Origin of the sequence: Vreelandella neptunia (assembly GCF_034479615.1) — a bacterium.
Lineage (GTDB): Bacteria > Pseudomonadota > Gammaproteobacteria > Pseudomonadales > Halomonadaceae > Vreelandella > Vreelandella neptunia.
Genome location: NZ_CP140255.1, coordinates 1,579,875 through 1,605,947, shown reverse-complemented (window position 1 = coordinate 1,605,947; position 26,073 = coordinate 1,579,875). Strand labels below are relative to the sequence as shown.

The 26,073-nt window shown below is 56.8% G+C and carries 23 protein-coding genes; 8 read left to right on the top strand and 15 right to left on the bottom strand.

The window, feature by feature from the left end:
* The first annotated feature begins 31 nt into the window (after positions 1-31).
* The gene (rapZ, locus tag SR894_RS07300) at positions 32-964 is read left to right on the top strand and encodes an RNase adapter RapZ (RefSeq protein ID WP_133730441.1); all 933 of its coding nucleotides are present in this window, start codon (positions 32-34) and stop codon (positions 962-964) included.
* Between the two features lie 45 nt (positions 965-1,009).
* Positions 1,010-1,279, top strand: coding sequence for an HPr family phosphocarrier protein (locus SR894_RS07295; RefSeq protein WP_133730440.1), 270 nt, complete (start codon positions 1,010-1,012; stop codon positions 1,277-1,279).
* Between the two features lie 16 nt (positions 1,280-1,295).
* On the opposite strand, the gene pmbA is transcribed toward SR894_RS07295, so the two are convergent.
* The gene (gene pmbA / locus SR894_RS07290) at positions 1,296-2,636 is read right to left on the bottom strand and encodes a metalloprotease PmbA (RefSeq protein WP_133730439.1); all 1,341 of its coding nucleotides are present in this window, start codon (positions 2,634-2,636) and stop codon (positions 1,296-1,298) included.
* Between the two features lie 123 nt (positions 2,637-2,759).
* On the opposite strand from pmbA, the gene yjgA reads away from it, so the two are divergent.
* A complete protein-coding gene (gene yjgA, locus SR894_RS07285) occupies positions 2,760-3,281 on the top strand; it encodes a ribosome biogenesis factor YjgA (protein WP_133730438.1) in 522 nt (173 codons plus the stop codon).
* 37 nt (positions 3,282-3,318) lie between these two features.
* On the opposite strand, the gene tldD is transcribed toward yjgA, so the two are convergent.
* The 7 genes from tldD to SR894_RS07250 all read right to left on the bottom strand — a co-directional run bounded on the left by tldD (position 3,319) and on the right by SR894_RS07250 (position 13,215).
* Positions 3,319-4,770: a metalloprotease TldD gene (tldD, locus tag SR894_RS07280; RefSeq protein ID WP_133730437.1), complete on the bottom strand. Its 1,452-nt coding sequence runs from the start codon at positions 4,768-4,770 to the stop codon at positions 3,319-3,321.
* Complete coding sequence (locus SR894_RS07275) at positions 4,767-8,621, bottom strand: YhdP family phospholipid transporter (RefSeq protein WP_133730436.1); 3,855 nt, start codon at positions 8,619-8,621, stop codon at positions 4,767-4,769. The genes tldD and SR894_RS07275 overlap by 4 nt, the downstream gene beginning before the upstream one ends.
* 2 nt (positions 8,622-8,623) lie before the next feature.
* On the bottom strand, positions 8,624-10,087 hold the full coding sequence (gene rng, locus SR894_RS07270; protein WP_133730435.1) for a ribonuclease G: 1,464 nt from the start codon (positions 10,085-10,087) through the stop codon (positions 8,624-8,626).
* A gap of 70 nt (positions 10,088-10,157) precedes the next feature.
* Complete coding sequence (locus SR894_RS07265; RefSeq protein ID WP_133730434.1) at positions 10,158-10,739, bottom strand: Maf family protein; 582 nt, start codon at positions 10,737-10,739, stop codon at positions 10,158-10,160.
* Positions 10,736-11,224 (bottom strand): rod shape-determining protein MreD, encoded by a 489-nt coding sequence (gene mreD / locus SR894_RS07260; RefSeq protein WP_133730433.1) that lies wholly within the window; start codon positions 11,222-11,224, stop codon positions 10,736-10,738. The genes SR894_RS07265 and mreD overlap by 4 nt, the downstream gene beginning before the upstream one ends.
* Positions 11,224-12,153, bottom strand: coding sequence for a rod shape-determining protein MreC (gene mreC, locus SR894_RS07255; RefSeq protein WP_133730432.1), 930 nt, complete (start codon positions 12,151-12,153; stop codon positions 11,224-11,226). The genes mreD and mreC overlap by 1 nt, the downstream gene beginning before the upstream one ends.
* 24 nt (positions 12,154-12,177) lie before the next feature.
* A complete protein-coding gene (locus tag SR894_RS07250) occupies positions 12,178-13,215 on the bottom strand; it encodes a rod shape-determining protein (protein ID WP_007114671.1) in 1,038 nt (345 codons plus the stop codon).
* A 229-nt stretch (positions 13,216-13,444) separates the two neighbouring features.
* On the opposite strand from SR894_RS07250, the gene gatC reads away from it, so the two are divergent.
* From gatC to gatB, 3 genes are all read left to right on the top strand, one after another.
* Positions 13,445-13,732, top strand: coding sequence for an Asp-tRNA(Asn)/Glu-tRNA(Gln) amidotransferase subunit GatC (gene gatC, locus SR894_RS07245; protein ID WP_133730431.1), 288 nt, complete (start codon positions 13,445-13,447; stop codon positions 13,730-13,732).
* An 84-nt stretch (positions 13,733-13,816) separates the two neighbouring features.
* A complete protein-coding gene (gene gatA / locus SR894_RS07240; protein ID WP_133730430.1) occupies positions 13,817-15,277 on the top strand; it encodes an Asp-tRNA(Asn)/Glu-tRNA(Gln) amidotransferase subunit GatA in 1,461 nt (486 codons plus the stop codon).
* Positions 15,277-16,731, top strand: coding sequence for an Asp-tRNA(Asn)/Glu-tRNA(Gln) amidotransferase subunit GatB (gatB, locus tag SR894_RS07235; protein ID WP_133730429.1), 1,455 nt, complete (start codon positions 15,277-15,279; stop codon positions 16,729-16,731). Before gatA ends, gatB begins: the two co-directional genes overlap by 1 nt.
* 166 nt (positions 16,732-16,897) lie before the next feature.
* On the opposite strand, the gene sixA is transcribed toward gatB, so the two are convergent.
* The 4 genes from sixA to SR894_RS07215 form a co-directional block, all read right to left on the bottom strand.
* The gene (gene sixA, locus SR894_RS07230) at positions 16,898-17,377 is read right to left on the bottom strand and encodes a phosphohistidine phosphatase SixA (protein ID WP_133730428.1); all 480 of its coding nucleotides are present in this window, start codon (positions 17,375-17,377) and stop codon (positions 16,898-16,900) included.
* Positions 17,370-18,482 carry an NAD(P)H-dependent glycerol-3-phosphate dehydrogenase gene (locus SR894_RS07225; protein WP_133730427.1) on the bottom strand — a complete coding sequence of 371 codons (1,113 nt, stop codon included), beginning with the start codon at positions 18,480-18,482 and terminating at the stop codon, positions 17,370-17,372. The genes sixA and SR894_RS07225 overlap by 8 nt, the downstream gene beginning before the upstream one ends.
* A 103-nt stretch (positions 18,483-18,585) precedes the next feature.
* Positions 18,586-20,520, bottom strand: coding sequence for a molecular chaperone HtpG (gene htpG, locus SR894_RS07220; RefSeq protein ID WP_133730426.1), 1,935 nt, complete (start codon positions 20,518-20,520; stop codon positions 18,586-18,588).
* A gap of 151 nt (positions 20,521-20,671) precedes the next feature.
* Positions 20,672-21,004, bottom strand: a complete 333-nt coding sequence (locus tag SR894_RS07215; protein WP_133730425.1) for a YkvA family protein — start codon at positions 21,002-21,004, stop codon at positions 20,672-20,674.
* A 138-nt stretch (positions 21,005-21,142) separates the two neighbouring features.
* Here SR894_RS07215 and SR894_RS07210 point away from each other — a divergent pair, with 138 nt between their 5' ends.
* Entirely contained in the window at positions 21,143-23,092 is a 1,950-nt protein-coding gene (locus SR894_RS07210) for a transglycosylase SLT domain-containing protein (protein WP_133730424.1), read from the top strand.
* Between the two features lie 42 nt (positions 23,093-23,134).
* On the opposite strand, the gene SR894_RS07205 is transcribed toward SR894_RS07210, so the two are convergent.
* Positions 23,135-23,791 carry a LysE family translocator gene (locus SR894_RS07205; RefSeq protein WP_133730423.1) on the bottom strand — a complete coding sequence of 219 codons (657 nt, stop codon included), beginning with the start codon at positions 23,789-23,791 and terminating at the stop codon, positions 23,135-23,137.
* 133 nt (positions 23,792-23,924) lie between these two features.
* Here SR894_RS07205 and SR894_RS07200 point away from each other — a divergent pair, with 133 nt between their 5' ends.
* Entirely contained in the window at positions 23,925-24,128 is a 204-nt protein-coding gene (locus SR894_RS07200) for a cold-shock protein (RefSeq protein WP_007114660.1), read from the top strand.
* Between the two features lie 69 nt (positions 24,129-24,197).
* Here the strand turns inward: SR894_RS07200 and SR894_RS07195 are convergent, their stop codons facing one another.
* The gene (locus tag SR894_RS07195; RefSeq protein WP_133730422.1) at positions 24,198-25,055 is read right to left on the bottom strand and encodes a putative sodium/potassium/calcium exchanger; all 858 of its coding nucleotides are present in this window, start codon (positions 25,053-25,055) and stop codon (positions 24,198-24,200) included.
* A gap of 44 nt (positions 25,056-25,099) precedes the next feature.
* The gene (yegS, locus tag SR894_RS07190; RefSeq protein WP_133730421.1) at positions 25,100-26,059 is read right to left on the bottom strand and encodes a lipid kinase YegS; all 960 of its coding nucleotides are present in this window, start codon (positions 26,057-26,059) and stop codon (positions 25,100-25,102) included.
* Between the last annotated feature and the right edge of the window lie 14 nt (positions 26,060-26,073).

Sequence of the window (26,073 nt, the reverse complement as noted above, 5' to 3'; positions counted from 1 at the left end):
ACGCAGCTTGATCAAAGCAAAGAGAGACTCTATGCAACTGGTGATCATTAGCGGCCGCTCCGGGTCAGGTAAATCTATCGCCTTGCAAGCGCTGGAAGATCTTGGCTACTACGCGATTGACAACCTCCCCGCTATGCTGCTGGGATCATTGGTGGATGAACTGCGTGACCAGGGCGATCGCACCCATCTGGCGGTCAGTATTGATGCCCGCAATTTGCCGGGAGCGCTGGAGCGCCTACCCTCTTTGTTAGAGGAGTTGCGTCAGCGTAAAATCGACTTTCAAGTGATTTACCTAACTACCGACGCACGCATACTGCTTGAGCGCTACTCTGCTACTCGGCGACGCCATCCGCTGACCCGCGATAGCGAGATGACCCTGGAAGAGGCGATCAATAAAGAGGAGGAAACGCTGGAGGATATTCGCGACCTGGCCGACCTTTTGATCGATACATCACGGTTATCGGTGCACGATTTACGTCGCCGTATTACCGACCAGGTAGCGCATCAACGGCGCGATAAGCTGACGTTAACGCTGGAATCGTTTGGCTATAAACGCGGCGTACCGTTAGACGCCGACCTGGTCTTCGATGTGCGCTGCCTGCCAAACCCTTACTGGGATCCAACGCTGCGCCAGTTCACTGGCCGCGACGCGGAAATCGTGGCTTTTTTGAGCAGCTATCCGATCGTTGACGCCATGAGCGACGACATTTTGGCCTGGCTGGAGCGTTGGTTACCCGCTTACCAAAATAGCCAACGTAGCTACATGACTATCGCCATTGGCTGTACGGGTGGTCAGCACCGCTCGGTCTATATGGTCGAGAAGTTAGCGGAAAAATTGGCGCCTAGCATGGGCGAAGTTCAGCTTCGCCACCGCGAACTTGGCCTGCATTACACCTTAAGCGAACAGTTGGCCGCTCCTCTCGTCAGCGCTTCCACACCCAACGAGCGGCCAGAGACCTCTTAAGCGCGTCTATCCATTAATGACACCACTCGGCGAAAAGGAACCAGGGTGCCAGAACGCATACTTACACTTACCAATCAACGCGGGCTACACGCTCGCGCGGCGACAAAACTGGTCAAATGCGGCCAACAGTTCACGGCAAAAATATGCGTCTACAAACAGCAACAGGCTGCCGACGCCGCCAATATCATGTCACTGCTGATGCTTGCCGCACCTTGTGGCACCGAGCTTAGAATCACCGCCGAAGGCGATGACGCCGAACAGGCGCTTGAAGCGATTCAAGCGCTGTTCGACGCCCGCTTTGAGGAAGATCAGTAGCCGTCGCTTGTGCCTGCTAGTCCCCCGCTACGGTCATGGCATCAATCAACCAGCTACCCGTGTGAACACTGCCACGGGTATCGGTGTCATCGCCAATACCTACTAAGCCAGCAAACATGCGCTCCAGGTTTCCGGCGATAGTGAACTCTTCTACCGGGTACTGCACCTTGCCATTCTCGACCCAAAAACCTGCTGCACCGCGAGAGTAGTCACCGGTCACACCGTTGACACCCTGGCCCATCAACTCAGTTACCCAAATACCCCGCCCCATCTCTTGCAGCAGGCTCTCGCGTGATTGCAGCGGCGTCGCTAAACGCACGTTACGTGCCCCACCGGCATTACCCGTGGTTTGCATATCGAGACGACGGGCGCTGTAAGACGAGAGCATATAGCTGGCAATGCGCCCCTGATCGATAAAGCGATTATTGCGCGTTTGCACGCCCTCACCATCAAACGGCGAGCTTGCCGTGGCGCCGACCTCCATCGGCCGCTCTTCCAGACTGAACCAGTCGGGAAACAGCGGTGTACCGAGCCGGTCGCACAAAAACGAGGCTTGACGGTACAGCGCACCACCGGCTAACCCACTGAGCAGGTGGCCAATCAAGCCACTGGCCAACGACGGGTCAAACAACACCGGAAAGGTGCCCGTTGGCGGACGTTTAGCGCCAAGCCTGCGCAACGTACGCACCGCGGCTTCGCGCCCTACCTCAGCAGGATCACGCAGCGCCTTGGGGTCGCGGGCAGACGTATAGTCATAATCACGCTGCATACCGGCCGCGTCTTGGGCAATCAGCATGCACGAAAGAGAGTGGTTACTGCCCTTTTGGGTGCCTAAAAAGCCGTGGCTATTGGCGTACACGCGTACCCCTTCGCCGCTGGAGAGCGACGCACCATCCGACTGGGAAATACCTTCCACATCGCGGCCCGCCAGCTCGCAGGCCAGCGCCAGCTCAATCGCCTCATCCGTTGTGAGCGCCCAGGGGTAGTGCACTTTTAAATCGGGCAACTCAGTAGCCATGAGTGATGCATCGGCCAGTCCAGCCGCCGGATCTTCGCCGGTGTAGCGGGCAATTGCCAGCGCCTTCTCCACCGCCGCCTGAATAGATGCGCTGCTGGCGTCTGTGGATGAAGCGCTGCCTTTACGCTGCCCCACGTAGAGCGTGACGGCAATGCCTTGGTCACGGGATAACTCAACCGTTTCAACTTCCCCCTGACGTACGCTAACGCCTATGCCCTGGTCAACGCTTGCGCCCACCTCGGCAGCATCCGCGCCCAAGCGCTTGGACAGCGCTAGCGCCTCTTCAGCGCGCGCGGTCAATAGTGACTGCTGCGCGGATGCATCAAATGCCTGTGCCATATGGCCTCCTATTTCAACCGAATGTCTCTCAACCAAAGTCTTTCAAGAGAGTGTCATCGGCGAATCAATGTTGTACTCGCAGCTGGTATAATGCCGCCACGAATCTTGTCTGTGAGTCACACTATGCGTAAGCAACGTCCCGATCCCGTTGAAGTAGAAGAGCAGGAAGAACGCCCTAGCAAGTCGCAACTCAAACGCGAAATGCATGCCTTACAGGCACTTGGGGAAACCTTGATCGCCATGCGACCGGCGGAACGCGCCCGTTTCCCCCTCTCTGACGATATGCTCCGCGCTATCGAGGAAACCTCGCGTATTCGTTCCCATGAAGGTCGCCGCCGCCATATGCAGTATGTCGGCAAGCTAATCCGTAAAGAGGATCTCACCGCCATTCAAGCCGTGTTCGACTCCATCGATCAGGAGCAGGAGCAGCGCGACCACGCGTTTCACCGACTGGAAAAATGGCGGGAACGCTTAATTGACGAAGGCGACGCGGCGGTTGACCTGTTTATGGCGGAACACCCCGATGCCGATCGCCAGACACTGCGTCAATTGATTCGCAACGCCCAGCGGGAACGCGAACAGGGCAAACCGCCGACCAGCTCGCGCAAGCTCTTCAAACACCTGCGCGAAACCCTCTCACTTTAAAAACAGCCTCTTTAAAACGGTTTTTCAAAACCGCCTGTCAAGACTGCGTGCCACCGACGGTCAGCTCATCCAATTTCAGGGTGGGTTGGCCCACCCCCACCGGCACGCCCTGTCCCTCTTTACCACATACGCCAATACCAGTATCCAGCGCCATATCATGGCCGATCATGGAAACGCGCTGCATCGCTTCCGGCCCGTTACCAATCAAGGTGGCGCCTTTCACCGGTGTCGTCACCTTACCGTCTTCAATCAGGTAAGCTTCGCTGGCGGAGAATACAAATTTACCCGACGTGATATCCACCTGCCCGCCGCCAAAGCTCACCGCGTAAATACCGCGCTTAACGCTTTTGATAATATCGCTGGGCTCATCTTGGCCCGCGAGCATAACGGTATTGGTCATACGCGGCATGGGTAAGTGGGCAAAGGATTCGCGTCGCGCATTGCCCGTCGGCGCCATACCCATCAAGCGGGCATTGAGTTTGTCCTGCATATAGCCGGTCAAAATGCCGTCTTCGATAAGCGGCGTGTATTGCCCCGGTGTGCCCTCGTCATCCACGCTCATGGAGCCACGGCAATCCGATAACGTTGCATCATCGACAATCGTTACACCTTTAGCGGCCACGCGCTCGCCCATCTTGCCTGCAAAGGCGGAACTGCCCTTACGGTTGAAATCCCCTTCCAGACCGTGGCCGACGGCTTCATGAAGCAAAATCCCCGGCCACCCCGAGGCCAGTACTACAGGCATTTGCCCCGCGGGTGCATCAACAGCCTCCAGGTTGACCAGCGCCTGACGCACCGCCTCTTTGGCGTACTGCTCGGCAACTTGGTCATCGCGTAGTTTGGCCATGGAGTAACGGCCACCGCCGCCCGCACTGCCGCGTTCACGTCGGCCATTTTTAACCGCAATCACGCTAACGTTAAAACGCACTAGTGGGCGAATATCCGCCGCCAAGGTGCCATCGCTGGCCCGCACCAGCACCACCTCGTAGGTACCTGATAGGGAAGCACTCACTTGACTGATGCTCGGGTCTGCAGCACGAGCGACTTTGTCAGCCTGTTTTAACATGGCGACCTTGTCTTCGGCGCTTAGCCCGGCCAGAGGGTCGATTCCCTCATAGCGCGACATGGCGGAAACCGGACGAACCAATTGCCCAGGCAGACGTTGGCCGCTGCGAACGATGCCCGCCGCTGTGCGGCCGGTGTCCATTAGCGCATCGGCAGTAATTTGGTTGGAGTAGGCAAAGCCCGTCTTTTCACCTGCCAACGAGCGTACGCCGACGCCACCGTCAATATTGTAGCTGGCCTCTTTTACCTCTCCATCTTCCAGTACCCAGCCCTCTTGCCAGGTACGCTGAAAATAGAGATCAGCGTAGTCAATGCCCGCGCCCATAGCGTAGTCCAACCCCGTTTCCAAGGCCTCTAAGTCGAGTCCTCCAGGGGTCAACAGAATGGCTGCAGCCGTATCTACATCACTTTTATATGCGGTCATTGGGGGCCTTCTAAAGTAACCTGCGGCGAGGCCCAAGGGCCTCGCACACGATAATGGAGTGTCGTGGCGCGATCTAAGGCGTCGCCAAACAGCTGGTCAGCAAGGAACAGCGCGCCGCCCACGATAGGGGCGCCAACGGCAATCGCCGCGATCGGTAAGCTTTGCGTCACTGGTAGTGTGACGCCAAGCCGCTGGTCAAGTTCACGCGTCACCAGATTGACACTGCCGGTAAGCGTTAGGGTGGTGGCCGGGGCATCAATTTGCAATGGCCCACGCAGCGTCAGCAGCCCACCGGTAACATCAGCGGTACCCTTAACACGGTCAAATGCCGTGCCCCGACCAGTAACGTCGGAAAAATCCAAGCGTAGACGACGTAAAATATTATCGAAATTGAGCAAGCCGATTAAACGCGCTGGTGCCGATTCCAGAGTGACAAAGCTGCCATCACGAATGTCGGTACTGATATAACCATCTGAACGGCTTAACTCCAATTGCCAGGGTGCCCCCGGCCAGTCAAGCGAGGCGACCACATCAGTACTACGGCTGCGCATGGCCACCGGCTGGTCAAGGCGCTCAAGGGCGGTGCCAATGTCTCCGCCCTGAATGGTAATGTCCGCGCGGGTATGACTGGATACAGCGTCTCCTTCCCAGTGCAGTTCCCCGCGCGCGGAGAGCTGGCCCAAGGTTAAGCCAACGGGAGTAAGCGAAAAACGCTCACCGTCGGTTTCCCAGTAGGCCGTCAAGGGGCCAAAACGACGCGGCCCCATGGCAATTTCGGCTAAACGCAATCGCCCATTGGGCACATCGGCTAGCCAGTCAGGAATGGCCACCGGCTCCTTAAGCTGCGTTTCGACCGATCCCATCCAGGAGTCTGGCATCGGTGCATCGCTGTCATGCTCAACATTGGCTAGTGCCAGCAAGCGATCAAGCGCCAGCGCTTCTATGGCCACATCTAACGGTTGCGGTGATTGAGCATCGTAGTTTACACGCCCGGTGACCAGGTTACCGCTTAGGCCCAAATCGATCAGGCCAGCGTTGATGCCTCCTGATGCGTTAAGAGAGCCTAAACACTCGCCTTGGTAAACCACGCAGGGCGTGGTTAACGAGACCGCCAGCGGCGATTGAGTGCCTGCGTTTGGCTCCCCGGGTGCCCCACCAGCCATTAGCGGTGCAATCGCCTGCTGCCACGCTAGCGGGTCAAGCCTCGGCACGGCAGCGTTAAGGCTAAACCCAGGTTGTGTGGGCCAGCCGGGCAGCCGCTCCGCTTGGCTGCCTAAATTTAGCGACCCGGCAAACGAGCCGTTAAGCTGTTGCAGTCGTGCAGAAGCGATATCGGTGAGCCGGCTTTCGATACGTTGTGTGTCCATATCGGCGGTTAATGTCCAGGGCCAGGCCTGCTGTGGCGTTTTTGCAAAGGGCTCGGGCAGATGGCTGGTGACGCCGACTAAACGACTCTCCAAGCGCAGGGTGGGCGTTGGCGTTAGGGCGACACTGCCCTGCCACTCTAGCGGCCCTTCTAGCGGCATACGCCCTTGACTGTCATCTACCCCTGCAAGCCCGAAAAGCGCCCCGGTGGCGACTCTCCCCTGCAGCTGTATGCCGTTGCGTTGAGTATTAATATCAGCGTTGATAGAGCCACCAAGCAACTGCCCACTAGCCTCTCCGACGAGACCTGAACGCTCCCCATCTTGAAGCCAGGCAAGATCCCCCTCAACCGATTGAAGACGCAGATCGAGCGGTTGATAAACCACCTCCGGAAAGCGCGGCTGAGCATTAATTTCCAGCTGCAGCGCCTCCGGGTTTGCTAACGGCAACGACAGCGCAATATCGCCGTTAACGCCACCCGTTACGCGCAAATCACTTAGTCGGGAAAGATCAACCTCGGGCATTGCCTGTAAAAATGATATTAGCGCTGGCCCATCCGACTGTAACTGCCCCGAAAGATTGAGCGCCTCATCCTCCATCACCACTTCACCTTCTGAAGCAGTGACGCCATGGCTCTGCGCGTTATCAATTTCAGCTTCTAACACCCTGTTTTGCCACTTGAGGCGACCCTCGACGTCGTCAAGGCGTGGCCAGCCTGGCGCGATCGGCAAATGTCCTTGGGTAACTGCCAGGGCAAGCGTCGCAGTAAAGTCCTCAGCGGTCACGCCATCGCCTAACGGCTGGCTTAACTGCAGAGATCCCTCGCTTACGTAACCACCAATATCATTGAGCAACCACTCGCGAAGCTCGTCATCCATGACGCTGAGCGGCAACCACTGGGCCAGCGGTCGCTCAACAGCATCCACGTCACTGAAGTTGAGGTCTAAACCAAAATGGCCACGCTGATTACCTGTCACCAGACCAAAGCCGCCCGCTACCTGGGCGCCGTCCCAGTCAACGCTTAGCCGCTTGCCACTCACCATGGTATTGGGTCCGTCGTAGACCCACTCCACTTCCCCTTCAGCGCGCCTCAGTTGCATGGGAGCGGCAAAATACTCAGGAAAATAGAGGGTGCTGGCGCCATTACTGCTAAACAGTACGCGACCGCGAAAATCCCGCGCCTGAACCCAGGCGTCCAACGGACCGCCGCCTGGCGCCTGCTGCCATGGCGAGACTTCCACGCTGGTTAGCGCCGCGTCCACCCCCCAGTGACCATCCTGCTGGCCAACGTGCAACCCCTCAACTTGCCCCCGGGGGGCAAGGGTTTGTAATACTCGCGTGACGGACTCGGGGAGCAATACATAGTCGCGCCAAGCGGTCAGCGAGGCGAGTTCAAAAGCGCTGGTGCGCACTTCCCACTGCCCTGGCTGGTGGGTGGCGTGCCAGTGACGTGGCAACGCGGGTCCCACGTTGCCGCCGGGGGGCTGGGCCCACTCCACGCTCTCCGCATCACCGCTTAGCCACGCCTCACCTCCTTCGCCGTCGCGCTGCCACAAACCATTGGCCTCAATGTCCCTTAACACCGCGTACTGAACACGATGGCGAAGCGTCAACTGTGGCACGTCGACGGCAACACGGGCTTCCTCAAGGCGCCCGCCGCTCCAACGCCCCCACAGCCGCGCACTGCCCCCAGCCTGCTCCAAATAGGCCGCATGATCGGGCCGAAACATATCCGCCAGAACCACTAACTGATCAAGCTGAATATCCAACTGCAGTGCTGCCGAAAAATCGCTAAAACCCCGTCGGCCAGGCTGCATTTCGACCTTCATTTCCGCCGCAGGGAGGTCTATATCGCGAGCCTGCTCTAGTGATGGCGCGATGTTGATGGCGCCCTCCAGCCGTGTACGCCGTTCATCGCCGGTCAGCAGTAGCGTTTGGGCATGCAGCAGTACGGTGTCCTGCTTGCCGTGCAGCACAACGCGAGTGTTATCCACCCACAGCCGTTGGCGTAAAATCAAGCCCGCCCAGCTATCAATTTTGGCCAGATCCACATCGGGGTCTGCCGCCATCAATAGCGGTAACTCCGCGGGCTCGGGCCACTGCCACGCAGCCCCCGTGCCTTGATAAAGATGAAACTGTGTACCGCTTATGCGTGCGTCGCTAAAAATCGGCGCCCTATTGATTAGCGACGCCCAGGTATCCAAGCGCAGTCCTGCATGCTCCAGGGAAAAGAGTGCCTGACCATCGGGGGTTTCCGCATTCACCCCGTCAAGGCGCAGCAGTAGGTCGTTACGGGCTAGCGAAAGCGATAGACGCTCAATAGTCACCGGCACGCCGATACGTGCCTCAATTAGCGCTTCAATACGGGGGGTAAGGGCATCGGATTGGCTGATCGCCAAGCGCAGCAGCAATAGCAGCACGGCCACGCAGCCCAGAAGCCAGGCCGCGATCAGCAAACTCCAACGCACCAGCGAACGAGTCGGCATGGTTACATCAGCACAATATCGTACTGCTCTTGGGAGTAGTGCTGCTCAACCTGAAAGCGAATCGTTTTATTGATAAACGTCTCCAGGTCGGCCACCGCCGCTGACTCTTCATCCAGTAAACGGTCAACGACTGGCTGCGACGCAAGCACCATATAGGTTTCAGCGCTGTAGGCACGCTCTTCGCGCAGAATCTCACGAAAGATTTCGTAGCAGACGGTTTCTGGCGTTTTCAGCGTTCCCCGTCCACTGCAGGTAGGACAGGCTTCACACATCGTTTGCTCTAGGCTCTCCCGCGTGCGTTTCCGGGTAAGCTGAACAAGGCCAAGCTCGGTCACGCCGGTACACTTGGTTTTGGCATGATCACGCTCTAAGGCTTTTTCCAATACTCGCAACACTTGCCGCTGATGCTCAACATCGCTCATATCGATAAAGTCGATAATGATGATACCGCCCAGGTTGCGCAACCGAAGTTGGCGAGCAATTGCCGTAGCCGCCTCCAGGTTGGTTTTGAAAATGGTTTCTTCAAGGTTGCGGTGACCAACATACCCCCCGGTATTGACATCAATGGTGGTCATTGCCTCAGTGGGGTCAATCACCAGATAGCCACCGGATTTCAGCTGCACCTTGCGCCCCAACGCTTTCTGGATCTCATCTTCGACGCTGTACAGGTCAAAGATGGGCCGCTCGCCGGGGTAATACTCAATCCGCTCAACCGCATCGGGCATAAACTCTTCAGCAAACTCGACCAGTTTGACGAAGTTTTCCCGCGAATCGATACGCACTTTTTCAATATCGTCGCGCATTACATCGCGCAAAGTGCGCATAAAGAGCGGCAAATCATCATAAATGACGCTTTGTGGTGTCGCGGTGACTTTACGCTCGCTCACCTTGCGCCACAGCCGCAGCAGAAAGTGCATATCGCCTTTTAGTTCTTCGTCACCGACGCCTTCCGCGGCAGTACGAACAATAAAGCCCCCCGTCACCTCCAGCGTCTGCTCCGCCACGCTGCTATCCAGCAGGGCTTTTAACCGCTCGCGTTCGCGCTCATCCTCGATTCGCTGGGAAACGCCGTGATGCGGCGAATCGGGCATATACACCAAATAGCGAGAAGGGATCGACAGGTGCGTGGTTAAGCGCGCACCTTTACTTCCAATGGGGTCTTTGGTGGCCTGTACTACCAGCGCCTGGCCTTCATGCAGCAACTGGCCAATGGTTTGCTGCTCATCGAGCGGTGTACCGGGAGGCATCACTTCGTGAGCATGAATAAACGCCGCCCGCTCTAAGCCAATATCAACAAAGGCAGCCTGCATGCCAGGCAGTACACGGACTACTTTGCCTTTGTAGATATTGCCCACGATACCACGCCGACGGGAACGCTCGATCAGTGCCTCTTGCAAAACGCCATTTTCAACCAGCGCGACGCGGGTTTCCATTGGCGTTAAATTGATGAGAACTTCACCGCTCATGCAAAATTCCTTATTGGTTGACATATTCCTTGCCAGCGATACAGGCGGCGACGCCCTCTATTCAAGGGCGTTAAACGCGCTGCCAGATAGGAACTCCCTGTCGGCATAGCAAGTGCGTCGTCTCAAACAGCGGTAGCCCCACCACTGCTGAGTGACTGCCTTGAATCTGTTTTACAAATATGGCGGCTAATCCCTGTATTGCGTAGCCCCCAGCCTTATCAGCAGGCTCACCCGTGCGCCAGTAGGCTGCAATTTCATCAGCGCTTATCTCACGCATGGTCACCTGGGTGGTCACACAGCAGGAGAGCATACCTTCCGACCCACTCACCGCCACCGCGGTAAGCACCTCGTGACACCGTCCTGAAAGCAGCCGCAGCATCTCGGCGCCCTCCTCCGCATCCGCTGGTTTACCTAGAATACGCCCATCGACCACCACAGCGGTATCTGAACCGAGGGTCGGCAAGTCAGTTAGCGGGGCAGCCGCCTCGGCTTTGGCAATCGCTAAGCGTAGTACATACGCTTGAGCCGTCTCACCGGCCAGCGGTGTCTCATCGATATCACAGGGATAAACCGTGACTGGCACACCAATGGAAGCCAGCAAGGCCCGACGACGTGGAGAAGCCGACGCTAAGCACAAAACAGGCGCAGTCATGAAGAGGCCAACCGACGTTCTAATGCCTGGAACATCGTCGCTAGCCACGGCCACAGCAACGCACTGATCAGCGCGGGAATCAAAAAGGCTAAATGAATCGAAAAATCACCCACAATAGTACGCAGCCACTGGGCGACGAGCTGCATCAAGCCCAACAGCACCAGCACCAGCGCCGACTGCTGTATCAGCGAATAGGCGCGAAAACGGGGGTAGACCAGAGCACAGAGAAATGCCAAGAGCGCATAAATTAACGCATGCTGCCCCAACGCGGTGCCTTCAATTAAATCCATTAAAATGCCCAGCACGAAGCCATGAAAAACGCCGACTCTGTCGGGTGTGCGCATACACCAGTAGATCAGCATCAGTCCTAGCCACTCGGGCCGGTATACCTGCCAACCATCGGCCAGCGGCATGACTTGTAAACACAGCGCCAAAAGCAGACTTAGCCAAATAACTAAAATAGGCACAACCGGTGCACGCGCCATCAGGGCACCTCTTGATCGGGACTAGCAAGCTGAAGCGAAGAGCGTAAAGCCTCTGCCGAGATATTCAGCGTCTCATCCCACGCATGTTCGTCTACCTCCGCTCGCGGGGGCGGAAAAAGCAGTAAGAAGTGACGTGAGCGCTGAAGTTGTGCCATAGGTTCGGCCGTCACACGCGCAAAAGGCTGACCAGGGTCGTGAAAGACCTCGGTTACGCGTGCCACGGGGTAACCCGGTGGAAAGCGCCCTGCCAAGCCCGATGTGGTTAGCAAATCACCTTCTCGAATATCCGCCGTGTCAGGCACGTGCATGACATTAACGCTGCTATAGCGCCCCGCCCCTTGGACGATAAAACGTAAGCCATTGCGGTTTAACTGAACCGGCAACGCATGACTGGCATCGGCTAACAGCAGTACCCGACTTGAGTAGGCAGAGACCGCGGTAATTTGCCCCACCAAACCCGAGGCATCAATCACCGGCTGCCCCACATAGGTGCCATTGCGATGGCCGCGATTAATCACCATCTGATGGCTAAAGGGATCGTTATCCAGCGACAGCAGCTCAGCGGTGATATAGGGAATATCGCGCCGCTTAGCCGCTCTCAACAATTCGCGCAGCTCGCTGTTTTCCGCAGTCAAATTTGCCAACCGTTGACCACGATGAGAAAGGGTAAGAATTTGCTCACGCAGGCGGCGATTTTCATCCACCAACGCCTGCTGATCGGAGAGCGCAAGCGACCCCCAATTCAATAGGTCACTAGGCACACTAACGACCCATTGAATAGGAGCAACGACCGTCGTCATTTGCGCACGCACTTGCTCCATACGTGTGAAATGCTGGTCGACAAACATCAATGCACTGGCGGCCAGGACGCAAAAAAACAGCCGGTAGCCCGGCAGAGGCCCGTGCGAGAACAGCGGTTTAATAGGCAATCCCCCCGCAATTAACCGCTGCGATTAGTCGCTCGACAGCAACTCAAAGGTGTGCTGATCGATCATTTCCAGCGCTTTACCACCGCCGCGAGCAACGCAGGTCAGCGGGTCTTCAGCAACAATTACCGGCAGCCCTGTCTCTTCAGCGATCAGCTTGTCCAGATCGCGTAACAGCGCTCCACCGCCCGTTAGCACCAAACCCCGCTCAGCGATGTCGGATGCCAGCTCAGGAGGTGACTGTTCAAGGGCGCTCTTAATCGCGGCCACGATAGAACCCAGGGTTTCTTGCAGTGCTTCCAGGGTTTCGTGGGAATTGAGCGTGAAGCTGCGTGGAATACCTTCAGCCAGATTACGACCGCGCACGTCAATTTCACGCAGTTCGCCACCAGGGTAGGCGCAACCTATCTCTTCTTTGATGCGTTCGGCTGTCGCTTCGCCTATCAGGCTGCCGTAGTGACGACGTACGTAGGCGGTAATGGCTTCATCAAAGCGGTCGCCACCCACCCGAATAGACTCGGAGTAGACTACGCCGTTAAGTGAAATAATCGCGATTTCAGTAGTACCACCACCGATATCCACCACCATCGACCCCTGCGCTTCATCAACCGGAAGCCCTGCGCCAATCGCCGCCGCCATGGGTTCTTCGATCAAGAACACCTCGCGGGCACCGGCACCTTCAGCTGACTCACGAATCGCCCGGCGCTCTACTTGCGTTGACATGCAAGGAACGCACACCAGCACACGCGGGCTGGGGGTTAAGAAGGTGCTTTGGTGAACTTTGCGGATAAAGTGCTGAAGCATCTGTTCGGTGACGGTGAAGTCGGCAATAACACCGTCTTTCATCGGCCGAATCGCGGTAATATTGCCGGGCGTACGCCCCAGCATTCGCTTGGCATCAGTACCGACTGCCGCGACGCTGCGCATATTGCCAGACTGGCGGATAGCAACCACGGACGGCTCATCGAGCACGATACCGCGACCGCGAACATAAATCAGTGTGTTGGCCGTACCCAAGTCGATCGACAGATCGCTGGAAAACAGCCCCCTCAAACGTTTAAACATGGATGTTGTTACCTAGTGCAGACCGGGAACCCTGTGCGGATGCAAACGGTATCACCGCAACCCCCTGGCAGCAAGCACGAGTCGCGCCTAACACTGCCCGTTAAGGCCAAGATGTGGTACCTTTTGCGGCTATTTTCCACGTCTGCAACACAAGACGTTTTTTTAATATCGGTATGTATACCGCTTAAAGCCGATTATGTTCCATCACGTTTACGAGGAAATATCGATCATGGCGCTTGAAGAATCTCATGTGCGCCGGGCCGCTCACTTGGCCCGACTCGCCGTCAGCGATGACCAAGCCAGCGGCTTTGTAGACGACCTAAGCCGGATTCTGGACATGGTCGACCAGCTACAAAGCCTCGATACTGAGGGTGTTACGCCGCTCGCTCATCCGCTGGATGCGACCCAGCGACTGCGCGCCGATGAAGTGACGGAAACCAACCAGCGCGACGCGTTTCAGCGCTGTGCTCCGGCAGTGGAAAATGGCCTGTATCTCGTGCCCCGCGTCGTTGAATAAGTACGCAGAGCCACGAAGCACGAACATTTAATCAAGCCACCACTATTGCCTCTTTTTTTCTCCCCTGAACGGAGCTTCTGGGTCATGTACGAGAAAACCTTAACGCAACTCGCCGCCGCGCTAAAAAGCGGTGAGTTCTCAAGCCGCGAGCTGACCGCTCACTATTTGCAGCGTATCGAACAGGCTGACGGCAATCTCAACAGTTTTATCAGCGTAACCGCCGAGCAAGCGCTGAAACAGGCTGAAGTAGCCGACCACGCCCGAGCGGCGGGCAACGCCGGGCCGCTGGCGGGTATTCCCTTGGCGCTCAAAGATATTTTTTGCACCCAGGGCGTAAAAACCAGCTGCGGTTCAAAAATGCTGGATAATTTTATCGCTCCCTACGACGCCACCGTGGTGGAAAAACTTAACGCGGCGGGCACCATCAGCCTGGGCAAAACCAATATGGATGAGTTCGCCATGGGCTCCTCCAACGAAAACAGCTACTACGGCCCGGTCAAAAATCCCTGGGATTTGACCGCGGTGCCCGGCGGCAGCTCCGGCGGCAGCGCAGCAGCGGTCGCGGCGGGCCTGGTGCCTGCAGCCATGGGCACCGACACCGGCGGCTCGATTCGTCAGCCCGCGGCTTTTTGTGGCATCACCGGCTTAAAGCCCACCTACGGTCGCGTGTCGCGCTTCGGCATTATTGCCTACGCCTCAAGCCTTGATCAGGCTGGCCCCATGGCGCGTAGCGCCGAAGATTGCGCCCACCTGCTGGGGGTTATTGCGGGCCATGACGGCCGCGACTCCACCAGCGTTTCCCGCGGCGTACCCGACTATGTGGAAGGCCTTAATGCTCCTCTCTCGGGGCTCAAGATCGGGCTCCCCAAAGAGTATTTCGGCGATGGTTTAGACCCTGAGGTCGAAAAAGCCGTTCGTGAGGCGGTAAAAGTTTACGAATCCCTAGGCGCCACGGTGCGTGAGGTCAGCCTACCGCATACCCACTATGCGATTCCGGCCTACTACGTGATCGCCCCAGCGGAAGCCTCTTCCAACCTGTCCCGCTATGACGGCGTGCGTTTTGGTCACCGCTGCGACAATCCCAGCGATTTGATCGATCTCTACACACGTTCACGGGCTGAAGGCTTCGGCGAAGAAGTTAAACGGCGCATCCTGATCGGCACTCACACGCTCTCTGAAGGCTTCTTTGACGCCTACTACACCAAAGCCCAGCAGGTGCGCCGTTTGATCCGTCAGGACTTCCTGGATGCGTTTGAAGACGTCGACGTGCTGATGGGCCCCGCCTCGCCTACCCCGGCGTTTGACCTGGGTGCCAAAAAAGATCCGGTGTCGATGTATCTGCAGGATATCTACACCATCGCAGTGAACCTGGCGGGTATTCCCGGCATCAGCGTACCCGCGGGTTTTGCCGGCGGCCGACCTGTCGGTCTGCAGATTCTGGGCACCCACTTTGCCGAAGCGCAGTTGCTTAACGTCGCTCACCAGTTTCAGCAAGCGACCGACTGGCACCTACAACGTCCTGCCTTTGCCGAGGAGTACGCCTAATGCAATGGGAAACCGTGATTGGGCTTGAAGTCCACGTTCAGCTCGCAACACGTTCAAAAATCTTCTCCGGTGCCTCGACGGCGTTTGGCGCTGAGCCAAACACCCAGGCCTGCGCGGTGGATTTAGGCCTACCCGGCGTGTTGCCAGTCCTCAATGAGCAGGCCGTGGCCATGGCCGTTCAGTTTGGCCTGGCAGTGCATGCGGATATCGCCGAGGTCTCGGTGTTTGACCGTAAAAACTACTTCTACCCCGACCTGCCCAAGGGCTATCAAACCAGCCAGATGTACCACCCCATCGTCGGCCCTGGCGACGTTGAGATTACGCTGGAAGATGGCAGCACCAAGCGTATCCGCATCCACCATGCTCACCTGGAAGAGGATGCCGGCAAGTCACTGCATGAAGATTTTCACGGCATGACCGGTATCGACTTAAACCGGGCTGGCACACCGCTACTGGAGATCGTCTCCGAGCCGGATATGCGAAGCGCCAAAGAGGCCGCGGCGTATCTCAAGGCGATTCACTCCATCGTCACTTACCTGGGCATTTCCGACGGCAATATGGCGGAGGGCTCCATGCGTTGCGACGTTAACGTTTCGGTACGCCCCAAAGGTCAGGAAGCCTTTGGCACCCGTGCAGAGATTAAAAACGTTAACTCCTTCCGGTTTGTCGAGCGCGCCATTGCCTTTGAGGTTGAGCGACAAATTGAGCTGATCGAAGATGGCGGCAGCGTGGTTCAAGAAACCCGCTTGTTTGACCCAGACCGTGATGAAACCCGCAGCATGCGTACCAAGGAGGAGGCCAACGACTACCGTTACTTCCCCTGCCCCGACCTGCTGCCGGTGGTGCTAGATCAAGCTTACCTGGATCACCTGCGTGGCCAGTTGCCCGAACTGCCTGCGGATAAGCGCGAGCGCTTCCAGAACGAGCTAGGCCTGTCTGCTTATGACGCCAACGTCATCTCCGCCAGTCGCGATATGGCCGAATTTTTTGAAGCGGTACACAGCGAGTGCGGCGATGCCAAGCAGGCAGCTAACTGGGTACAGGGTGAACTTTCCGGGGCGCTTAACCGCGAAAACCTGAGCATTGCCAATAGCCCGATCTCAGCGCGTCAGCTAGGCGAGCTGATCAGCCGCGTGCTGGATGACACCATTAACGGAAAAGCTGCTAAAGAGGTTTTCCAGGCGTTGTGGAATGGTCAGGGCGAGTCCGCCGACGAGGTGATTGACGCAAAAGGCCTCAAGCAGGTAACCGACACCGGCGCTATCGAGGCGATGATCGATCAAGTGATTGCCGATAGCCCGGCCCAGGTCGCCCAATACCGCGACTCGGAGCCGGAAAAACGTGGCAAAATGATCGGCTACTTTGTTGGTCAGGTGATGAAGGCCTCACGCGGCACTGCCAACCCACAGCAGGTGAACGGCTTGTTAAAAGAGAAGCTCGACGCGCTGTTGTAACAGGGAGACGATCCGAACAACTCTTCGCGGGGGCGCTGTGAACCCCTCCCTGGGCGCTACTTTCGCCATCCCTGGCGAAAGACCCCCGCTACGAGCTGATTCGGATCTGAAAGCTTGCAAATACTAGCGGCTGCATTGGCAGCCGCTTTTTTGGCATTTAAGGTTCTTAAAGTTGGCTGGGCTGGGTAAATCGCCTCAACTGCGAGCAGCCTGCTGCCAATACCTCGGCCTCAAGCTCGGCGATAGCGGCGGTAGGAAAGCCAATACCCTTGGCAGGGCTGCCCTCTACTAACAACCCCGCCAGATCGCCTACCAGCGGCATATGACTGACCAGCATGATCGGCGCACCTTCGGGCTGTTCCAGCAACCAGTCGCTTACCGCACGGGGTGAATCATCCGGTGTGATAAAATCCAACGTTTCAAACGACGTTTCCAGCGCATCGCAGAGCCTTTGCGCGGTTTGCTGCGCGCGCGCATAGGGGCTGGCATAAATCCTCGGCATACCCAACTCGCCTGCAGCCACGTGCTCGGCCAACCAACGCGCCATTTTTTCGGCCTCAAGCTCACCGCGGGGCGTTAATCGGCGCGCCTGGTCGGGATAGCCCGGCGCGGCCTCACCGTGGCGCATAATTAGCACATCAGGCATTCCTGCCTCCATTGTCCTTTGAAGCTTGGTTGTGAGGAGTTTGGTTGTGAGGGGCTTGGTCTCGATGGGCCTGCTGTACGGCTTCACGGGGCAGGATAAACTCTACATCGCTACTCTGCTCACCCATCATAAGAGTACGCGCCATCTCCTGGGCGGGCACGCCGTCAAACAACACGTGATTGAGGCCTTCCGCCAGCGGCATATAAACCCCCATCTCGCTTGCTTTAGCGCATACCAGCTTAACGGTATTCACACCTTCAGCCACCTGACCAAGGGCATCTACCGCTTCTTCCAGCGTGCGCCCTTCGCCCATGGCGTAGCCGACACGGTAATTGCGCGACAGGTTAGACGAGCAGGTAACGATTAAGTCGCCCACCCCCGCCAGCCCTAAAAAAGTCATCGGGTTAGCCCCCTGGGCGACCGCAAAGCGGCTCATCTCAGCCAAGGCGCGGGTCATCAGCATACTGCGGGTGTTTTCGCCCATGCCCAGCGCCGCCGCCATACCGGCGGCAATCGCATAAATATTTTTCAGTGCACCGCCCAGCTCAACACCATGGCGGTCATCACTTGCGTAGACACGAAAGTAACGGCAGCCCAATACTTGCTGTACGCGGGTGCGGGTAAGCGAATCCGCGCTGGCAATCACGGTCGCGGTTAACTGCTTATCGGCAATTTCAGAGGCCAGATTCGGGCCCGCAATCACGCCAATGTGACTAAAACCCGTTTCCTGCTCGAGTACCTGGCTCATCAGCAGGAAGCCCTCCTGCTCAATTCCCTTGGTGGTACTGACCAGTATCTGCTCGGGCCTAAGCCACGCTTTCGCCGCTTGCACAACGCTGCGAAAGGCCTTTGAGGGAATCGCGATGAGTACTAGCTCCGCGTCAGCCAGCACCGTCTGAATATCCGCCGACGCCTCCACGGCGGGGTTCATCGCGTAATTCGGCAAGTAGCGCCCGTTACGGTGCTCTTGGTTGATTTGCTTGACCAGCGTTTCGTCACGCATCCACTGGCGAACGCGAGCGCCATTATCGGCGGCAATACTCGCTAGCGCCGTACCAAAACTACCGCCCCCCAGTACCGCTACGTTGGTTTGCTGCTCAGCCATGATGATGTCCTAGTAAGTCCTGCAGAACGTATATCCCTACTCTACCAAAACAGACGGCCCGCTGGGGTAACCAAGCGGGCCGTCATTGACATAGCGTATTCTGTTAAGCAGTCAGTACACTATTCAGACGCTTCACGTAGGCAGCCGGATCATCCAGATGGCCACCCTCAGCAATAATTGCCTGATCGAGCAGTATGTGGGCTAGCTGACCAAACAGATCACCCTCAGCCCCTTCCAAGCGCGCTACCAGCGCGTGGCTAGGGTTAAGCTCAAGAATCGGCTTCACCTCAGGCAGCGGCTGACCAGCGGCTTCCATAATGCGGCGCATCTGGTAGCCCATTTCATGCTCGGGCAGCACGACACAGGCAGGCGAATCGGTGAGACGGTGAGTCACTTTTACCTCTTGAACACCATCGCCCAGCGCTTCTTTTACGCGCTTTACCAGATCCTCTTTGGCTTTAGCGGTTTCCTCTTGAGCTTTCTTCTCTGCTTCGTCTTCCACATCGCCAAGATCAAGCTCGCCCTTGGCCACATCGGCAAAGGTTTTGCCGTCAAACTCGGTGAGATGGCTCATTAACCACTCATCAATACGGTCAGACAGCAGCAGGACTTCGATGCCTTTTTTGCGGAAGATCTCAAGGTGGGGGCTGTTTTTCGCCGCATTGAAGCTATCGGCCACAACGTAATAAATCTTCTGCTGCCCCTCTTTCATGCGCTCGACATAGTCCGCTAGCCCGTGCTCCTGGGCAGCCGTATCGGTATGGGTTGAGGCAAAGCGCAGCAGGCCAGCAATTTTTTCCCGGTTAGAGGGATCTTCGCCCGGCCCTTCCTTCAATACGCTACCAAAGGTATTCCAGAAGGTCTGGTACTGCTCTTTATCTTTGGCCAGTTTTTTCAACATATCCAAACCGCGCTTGGTCAGCGCCGATTTGATCTTATCTACATTGGGATCCTGCTGGAGCAGCTCACGGGATACGTTTAGCGACAGCTCACGGGTATCGAGTACGCCTTTGATAAAGCGCAGGTAGAGCGGCAGGAACTGTTCGGCGTCGTCCATAATAAAGACACGCTGAACGTAGAGCTTAACGCCCCGAGCACCGTCGCGTTCGAAGAGGTCAAAAGGTGCCCGACCCGGTACATAGAGCAGGCTGGTGTATTCGAGCTTGCCTTCGACCTTGTTGTGGCTCCAGGTCAGCGGGTCAGAAAAATCGTGAGCAACGTGCTTGTAGAACGCCTTGTACTCATCGTCGGAAACTTCGCTCTTGGGACGCGACCATAGCGCCGTCGCCTCGTTAACGGTTTCCCAGGTAGTCACTTCACTACCCTCGATAGGATTACCCTCGTCGTCTTTCGCCGTTTCTGTTTTCGGCATGCGAACGGGGACTTCGATATGATCCGAGTACTTACGAACCAAGCCCTGCAGGCGATAGTCGTCAGCAAACTCTTTGGCATCCTCTTTCAGGTGCAGAGTGATTTCTGTGCCGTGCTGAGCACGCTCAATATCGGCAACGGTAAATTCACCCTCCCCTTTGGAGCGCCACTCAACGCCTTCGGCAGCATCCGTGCCCGCTTTGCGGGTACGCACCGAAATTTCATCAGCAACGATAAAGCCCGAGTAGAAACCAACACCGAACTGACCGATTAGCTTGGCGTCTTTCTGCTGCTCGCCCGAGAGCTGCTTGAGGAACTCAGCAGTGCCGGAACGCGCAATGGTACCCAAGTTGGCGATCACGTCTTCCCGGTTCATGCCGACACCGTTATCACGTAGGGTGATAGTGTTGGCATCGCGGTCGTGTTCGATTTCAATGCGTAGTTCGCTGTCGCCTTCGTAGAGTGCATCGTTATCAAGAGCCGCGTAACGTAGCTTGTCGCAGGCGTCGGCAGCGTTTGAGATAAGCTCGCGTAGGAAAATCTCCCGGTTTGAGTACAGGGAGTGAATCATCAAATTCAGCAGCTGCTTAACTTCCGTCTGAAAGCCGAGCGTTTCTTCGTGGTTAGCCGATTTATCAGTCGCTTGTTCGTGGGTAGCTGTAGTCATGCGCTTAGCCCTTATCAATCACGTTGAGTCGCATCCCTCTGCGTTTACATGCAGCAGGATAAAATGGTTTCGTGGAGTAGATATGGGGATAGGCAGCGATTTTTCAAGCGGCCTTGATTAAGAAGCCACTGGGATTAACAAGTCCCTGGGATCAAGAAGGCGTCATATCGGGATCAGGGTATTTCCAGGCCCGATAGCCCTCCAGGCGCTGATCGATACGATTAAGCAGCCAGCCGACAATTAGCACGTCATCCACCACGCCGATTAGCATCAGAAAGTCGGGTATCAGATCGAACGGCAGTACCAAATAGCCCAGCGCTAATGCCATCATGCCGAAGGCCGACCAGGGAATAGGCCGAAAATCGCCGCGAACAACATCGCGGGTCATAGGGATAAACAGCTTTAAAGCGCGCACAATACGTTTTGTCGCCCAAACGCGGGATTTGAGTCGACGCAGCAACCACCAAGTGGATAATGGAGCCATCGCAATTAGATCCTTTAAGTATTTAGGCTGTCAGATCATGGCGGCTGATATTCGTTCAGTATAGCGGTTGCACCGCAATCTGCGTGGGCTGCTCCCGGGCCCAGATTAAGTAACACCGATTTATAGAGAGAGAGCACCATGTTGGTTTCGCCATTTCGCCATACCGCCCGTGTGCTGTGTACCGCACTATTGGCGGGCTTACCTGCGCTTTCTTGGGCCGCATCTGATAGTGAATTACGCGATGCCCTCGCCGCTGCCCGCGAGCAGCAATGGGCGCGTGTCGATGAGCGCTCAATTGAAGACCACCCGTTGCGCGGTTACGTAGAGTACCACCGCTTAAGGGGGCAATTGCCAAACGTAGCTCCTGAACGGGTACATCAATTTATCGACCAGCACGCAGACTCTCCTCTAGCAGGATGGATACGTGGTCAAGCGATAGCAAAGTATGGTCACGCAGGGCGCTATAGCGACCTGCTCGCGGTGGCTGATGGTGAGCCATCAGGCACCGCCCGGCAGTGCTACTACTACACAGCCCTGCTTGCGACTCAACCCCAGTTGGCAAGCGAGGCAGGATTAGATTTATGGCGCGTAGGCAGCTCGCAGCCCAATGCGTGCGACCCACTATTTGAACGCCTGCGGGCCAACGGTACCATCGATGCCACGGCTATTTGGGAACGTAAAATGCTCGCTTGGCAGGCGGGAGAAACGCGGCTATCGAGCTATCTTGGCGGGCTATTAAGCGGCCAGTGGCAAACCGCTCTAGAGACAGTGGATAGTGTCACAGCGCGCAGTAGCGCCATTACCCAGGCGCCCACCTGCCTAGGCCCCGAGTGTGCCGCCACGGCAAGCTTCTACCGGGCCGCCATGCAGCGCTACACCCATGAAGATACGCCTGCAGCCTTTGCCGCTTGGCAGACGCTCTCGTCGCGTTTAAACCTGCTGCCCAGTGACCGTCAAGCCATTGAGGAAGAACTGGCTTTTTACGCCCTGGTACGCGATGTACCGGGCACGCTAAGCTGGGTTGACAGCGTGCTACCGGGTCTGGAGAGCGAGCGGGTTTTAGAGCTGCGTGTTCGCCATGCGCTGGCTAGCCGAGATTGGAACGGAGTGCTCTACTGGATTGCCGAAATGCCCGCTAGCCAGCAAGAGAATAGCCGTTGGCAGTATTGGCTGGGCCGCGCCAATGGGCAGCTTGGCAACCAGGCGGCTGCCGAGGCACGCTACCAGCAGGCTGCCCAGGATCGCAGTTTTTATGGCTTTGCAGCAGCAGAAAAGCTCGGCCAACCCTATCAGTTGAACCTTGAACGCAATCATTTTGACGAAGCGTCGCGACAGCGCATTGCCCAACTCCCCGTCGTTCAGCGTACTGAGGCCTTGCTACGCATTGGCGAGGATGGGCTCGCCAACAGTGAGTGGCTGCACGCGGTACAGAGCGGTTCGCCACAACAGGCACGAGCGCTAGCCGACTATGCCGCTCAGCAGCAGTGGCATGCACGCTTGGTGCAGACCACCATTGCCGCTGAAATGTGGGACGCTTTGGATTGGCGCTTCCCCCAGGCTTACCACGATAGCTTTCAACACTGGGGCCGTCTCACCGGTGTGGATCCATACCTATTGATGGCCATTACCCGTCGCGAAAGCGCTTACAACCCTAACGCCCTTTCACCCGCAGGGGCGCGTGGGTTAATGCAGCTAATGCCTGGCACCGCCAGCCAAGTCAGCCGTGAACTGGGCATTAGCGATCCTGGCCCCTACGGCGTTCTCGACCCAGAGCTTAATATACGCCTGGGCAGCACCTACCTGCGCGACAAGCTACAACGCTACCAGGGCAATCGACTGGCCGCCGCAGCGGCTTATAATGCGGGCCCTGGCCGCGTCGATCAGTGGCTGGGCGATGGTGTAGAGGCCTTTGATCTCTTTGTGGAGAGCATCCCTTTCCGCGAAACCCGCGACTACGTGCAGGCGGTGCTTAGCTACAGGGTGATTTTTGAGAGTCTTGCCAACGGCGGCAATAGTGAAGGCGTTTCACTGCTGAGCGATAACGAGCAGCAGGTACGCTACGACCGAGCCCTGCTCGCCCGCCGCTAAGCCTTTCTCTACACACCACATTACCGGCTTACCAGGCCCGGTTTATACCGGGCGCTGTGTTAATGCCAGCCGAATACCAAACACCACCAGCACACTGCCCGTAGCGGCATTAAGCACTTGCGCAAAACGTGCGTTAGCCAACCATTTGCCGGCACTTCCCACCATCATGACCACGCTGATTTGCCAAATATTGGCGATGATAAAGTGCACTCCCGCCAGCCATAGCGACTTCAGTAGCGCCGGATCGCCAGGAGCGATGAACTGAGGCAAAAAGGCCATGTAGAACACCACGGTTTTGGGGTTCAACACATTGGACAAAAAGCCCTCTTTAACCGGCTGCCAGCGCGAAACGGCAGGAACACCTTCTAGCACCCCATTAACCGGCAGCGGTTGGCCTTTCCGCGCTGCTATCAAGCTGGTAATACCCAGCCAAATTAGGTAGCCCGCCCCCACCAGCTTTAGCATATGAAACGCCCAGGCCGACTGGAGCAGGATCAAAGAAATGCCCAATGCAGAAATCGTGGCATGCACAAACAGGCCGCAGCAGATAGCTAAACTCGTGGTGATACCATCGCGGATGCCTCCGCGGGCCGTATTGCGTATTACCAGCAACGTATCGACACCGGGGCTTATCGTCAGCAACGTGATCGCTACCAAAAAGGAAATAAACTGCGCATCAATAAAACCTAACTGCATCATTTGTTCTTGCTCGCAACCAAATAAAAAATCTTAGGAATGTCGCTGGACGACAGCCGTGTTTACATCTAGAGTAATTGTAGCGGGTGGACAATAGAGTTGCCCGTGATTACTAAGCACGTTAAGGAAATAGAAAATGGCAACTGGCACTGTTAAGTGGTTCAACGATACTAAAGGCTTCGGCTTCATCTCTCCTGATGACGGCGGAGACGATCTGTTCGCCCACTTCTCCGAAATTCAAGCTGAAGGCTTCAAGACCCTGCAAGACGGTCAAAAAGTCAGCTTTGAAGTGACTCAGGGTAAAAAAGGCCTTCAGGCTTCCAACATCCGCCCAGCTTAATTGCTAACGGATGGACAAAGGCCCGCAAACGCGGGCCTTTTTTATTGCCTGACTATTGGCTAAAGAGAATCACTCAAGCGATCCTCCCTCACTCCGCGACTCCCCATTAGCACCGGTTTCCAGGCTACCTTCAGCGCTATCAACGTCACGGTTATCAGCGCCATTGCTATTAAGCTCGCCTGTCGGCTCAACCACAGCACCACTCTCAGCCTCACGATTCTCCAACTCTTGGAATTGCTCCTCAAGCCGTTGCTGCGCTTCTTCAAAGCGACGCTCGGTGTCTTCAATCAAGGCGTCAACATCGGTAACATCGCTATCATCTTGCAAGGGCTCGCGCTCTGGCAGACTGCTTTCGGTGTCCCAACTAGGCGGCACATCCTCGTTCTCCATCGGCTCCAAGGTCGGCGCCTGCTGCTCTACCTCCTGAAACTGCTCCTCCAAACGCTGCTCGGCCTCTTCAAAACGGCGTTCAGTTTCGGCAATAATGTCATCTACATCGGAGCGTGTGGCCTCACCCGGCATAGCGCCCTCTTCATCGAGCACTTCTTCAGGATCCGCCGCCAGGGTGTCTTCACCAGCCTCAACTTCTTCACCGCCAGCCGCCGCACTGCCACTGGACTGAGCGCTGGTTTGGGGATCACTTGCCTGAGTCTCACCATCCTCGCGCAGCGCTTCCGCTCGCTCAAGCTCTTCAGCGGCTTGACGCTCCTCAATATCATCCTCTACTTCTTCGGGACTGGAGATTTCAGTCGCGTTCTCAGCCGTGGCAGACGCTTCTTCGCCCGCCTCCTCATCGCGAGCCGTTTGTTCATCCGTCACCGCAGTATTATCATCAGGTGTCACGGTGGGATCTTCCTGGGAGTCACCGCAAGCACTCAGCAGAAGTGCCACCGCGGCGAGCGCGGGTATCCACACGCGATTTGCCATTTAATTCCTCTCCTCTATAACGTTAATAATGTGAGCCAAAAGAGCTAAGGTCGGCTGGTCGAGGAGAGCAACGGGCACTCCTCAGGTAGTAGCACACGTAGCGCGAGGGGCACTACTTCCGCGCAGAACTGATCATAATAGCGCGCCTCGCCGTCTAACGTGAGTGGCCAGGGCGAGCCATTTTCCTGGGTGGTCACGGTCAGTTGGGTCGTGGTGAAGTAGCGGACGAATCGCCCATCATAGGGGAAACTCTGCAGCTCGCTAATGAGCTTGGTCAGTTCCGTTACCGACCGAAAGTCTTTGACCAGCAGCACGTCCAGACGGCCATCATCCAGCTTGGCACGCGGCCCCAGCACCTGCCCCCCACCCGACTGGCGGCCATTACCTAACGCCAGTAGCAACAAAGACTCACTCTCCTCTTTTTCGTCCCAATGTAGCGTGCCGCGATAGCTGCGGTGCCGCCAAGCTTTTAGCGCTCCCATCACTGAATAAGCCCCGCCCCCGAGCAGCCGCTTAAGGGTTTTCGGTGTCGACGAAGTAACTTCAGCGCCAAACCCACCGGTAGTCATGTTGATATAGTAGCTGGTGGAAGATTCGCCACCAGCGCCTGCGGTCACGCGCACAACATCGATAGGATAGGCGCTTAACTCCCGAGCAGCGGCCAAAGCGGCGCTTGGCTCCAGCGGTAAGCCCACAGAGGTTGCAAAATCATTGGCACTGCCTAGGGGCACAATGCCTAATACAGGACGCCGATCATGGGGCAACCGCATCAGCCCGTTCATAACTTCGCTGACGGTGCCATCGCCGCCACAGGCAATCACATGGGTAACTCCCATGGCGTCAGACTGCTCTGCAATATCCGCAGCGTCGCCCCCCTCCCAGGTAGCACGAACCGTAATCAGCATCCCTGCTTGACGTTGTTCATTGACTGCTTCACGCAATGCCGGGTTACCGGCGGATTTACCATTGATAATCAGTAAATAGTGTTGCTGTGAGTCTGTCACTATTGTTATTCCTT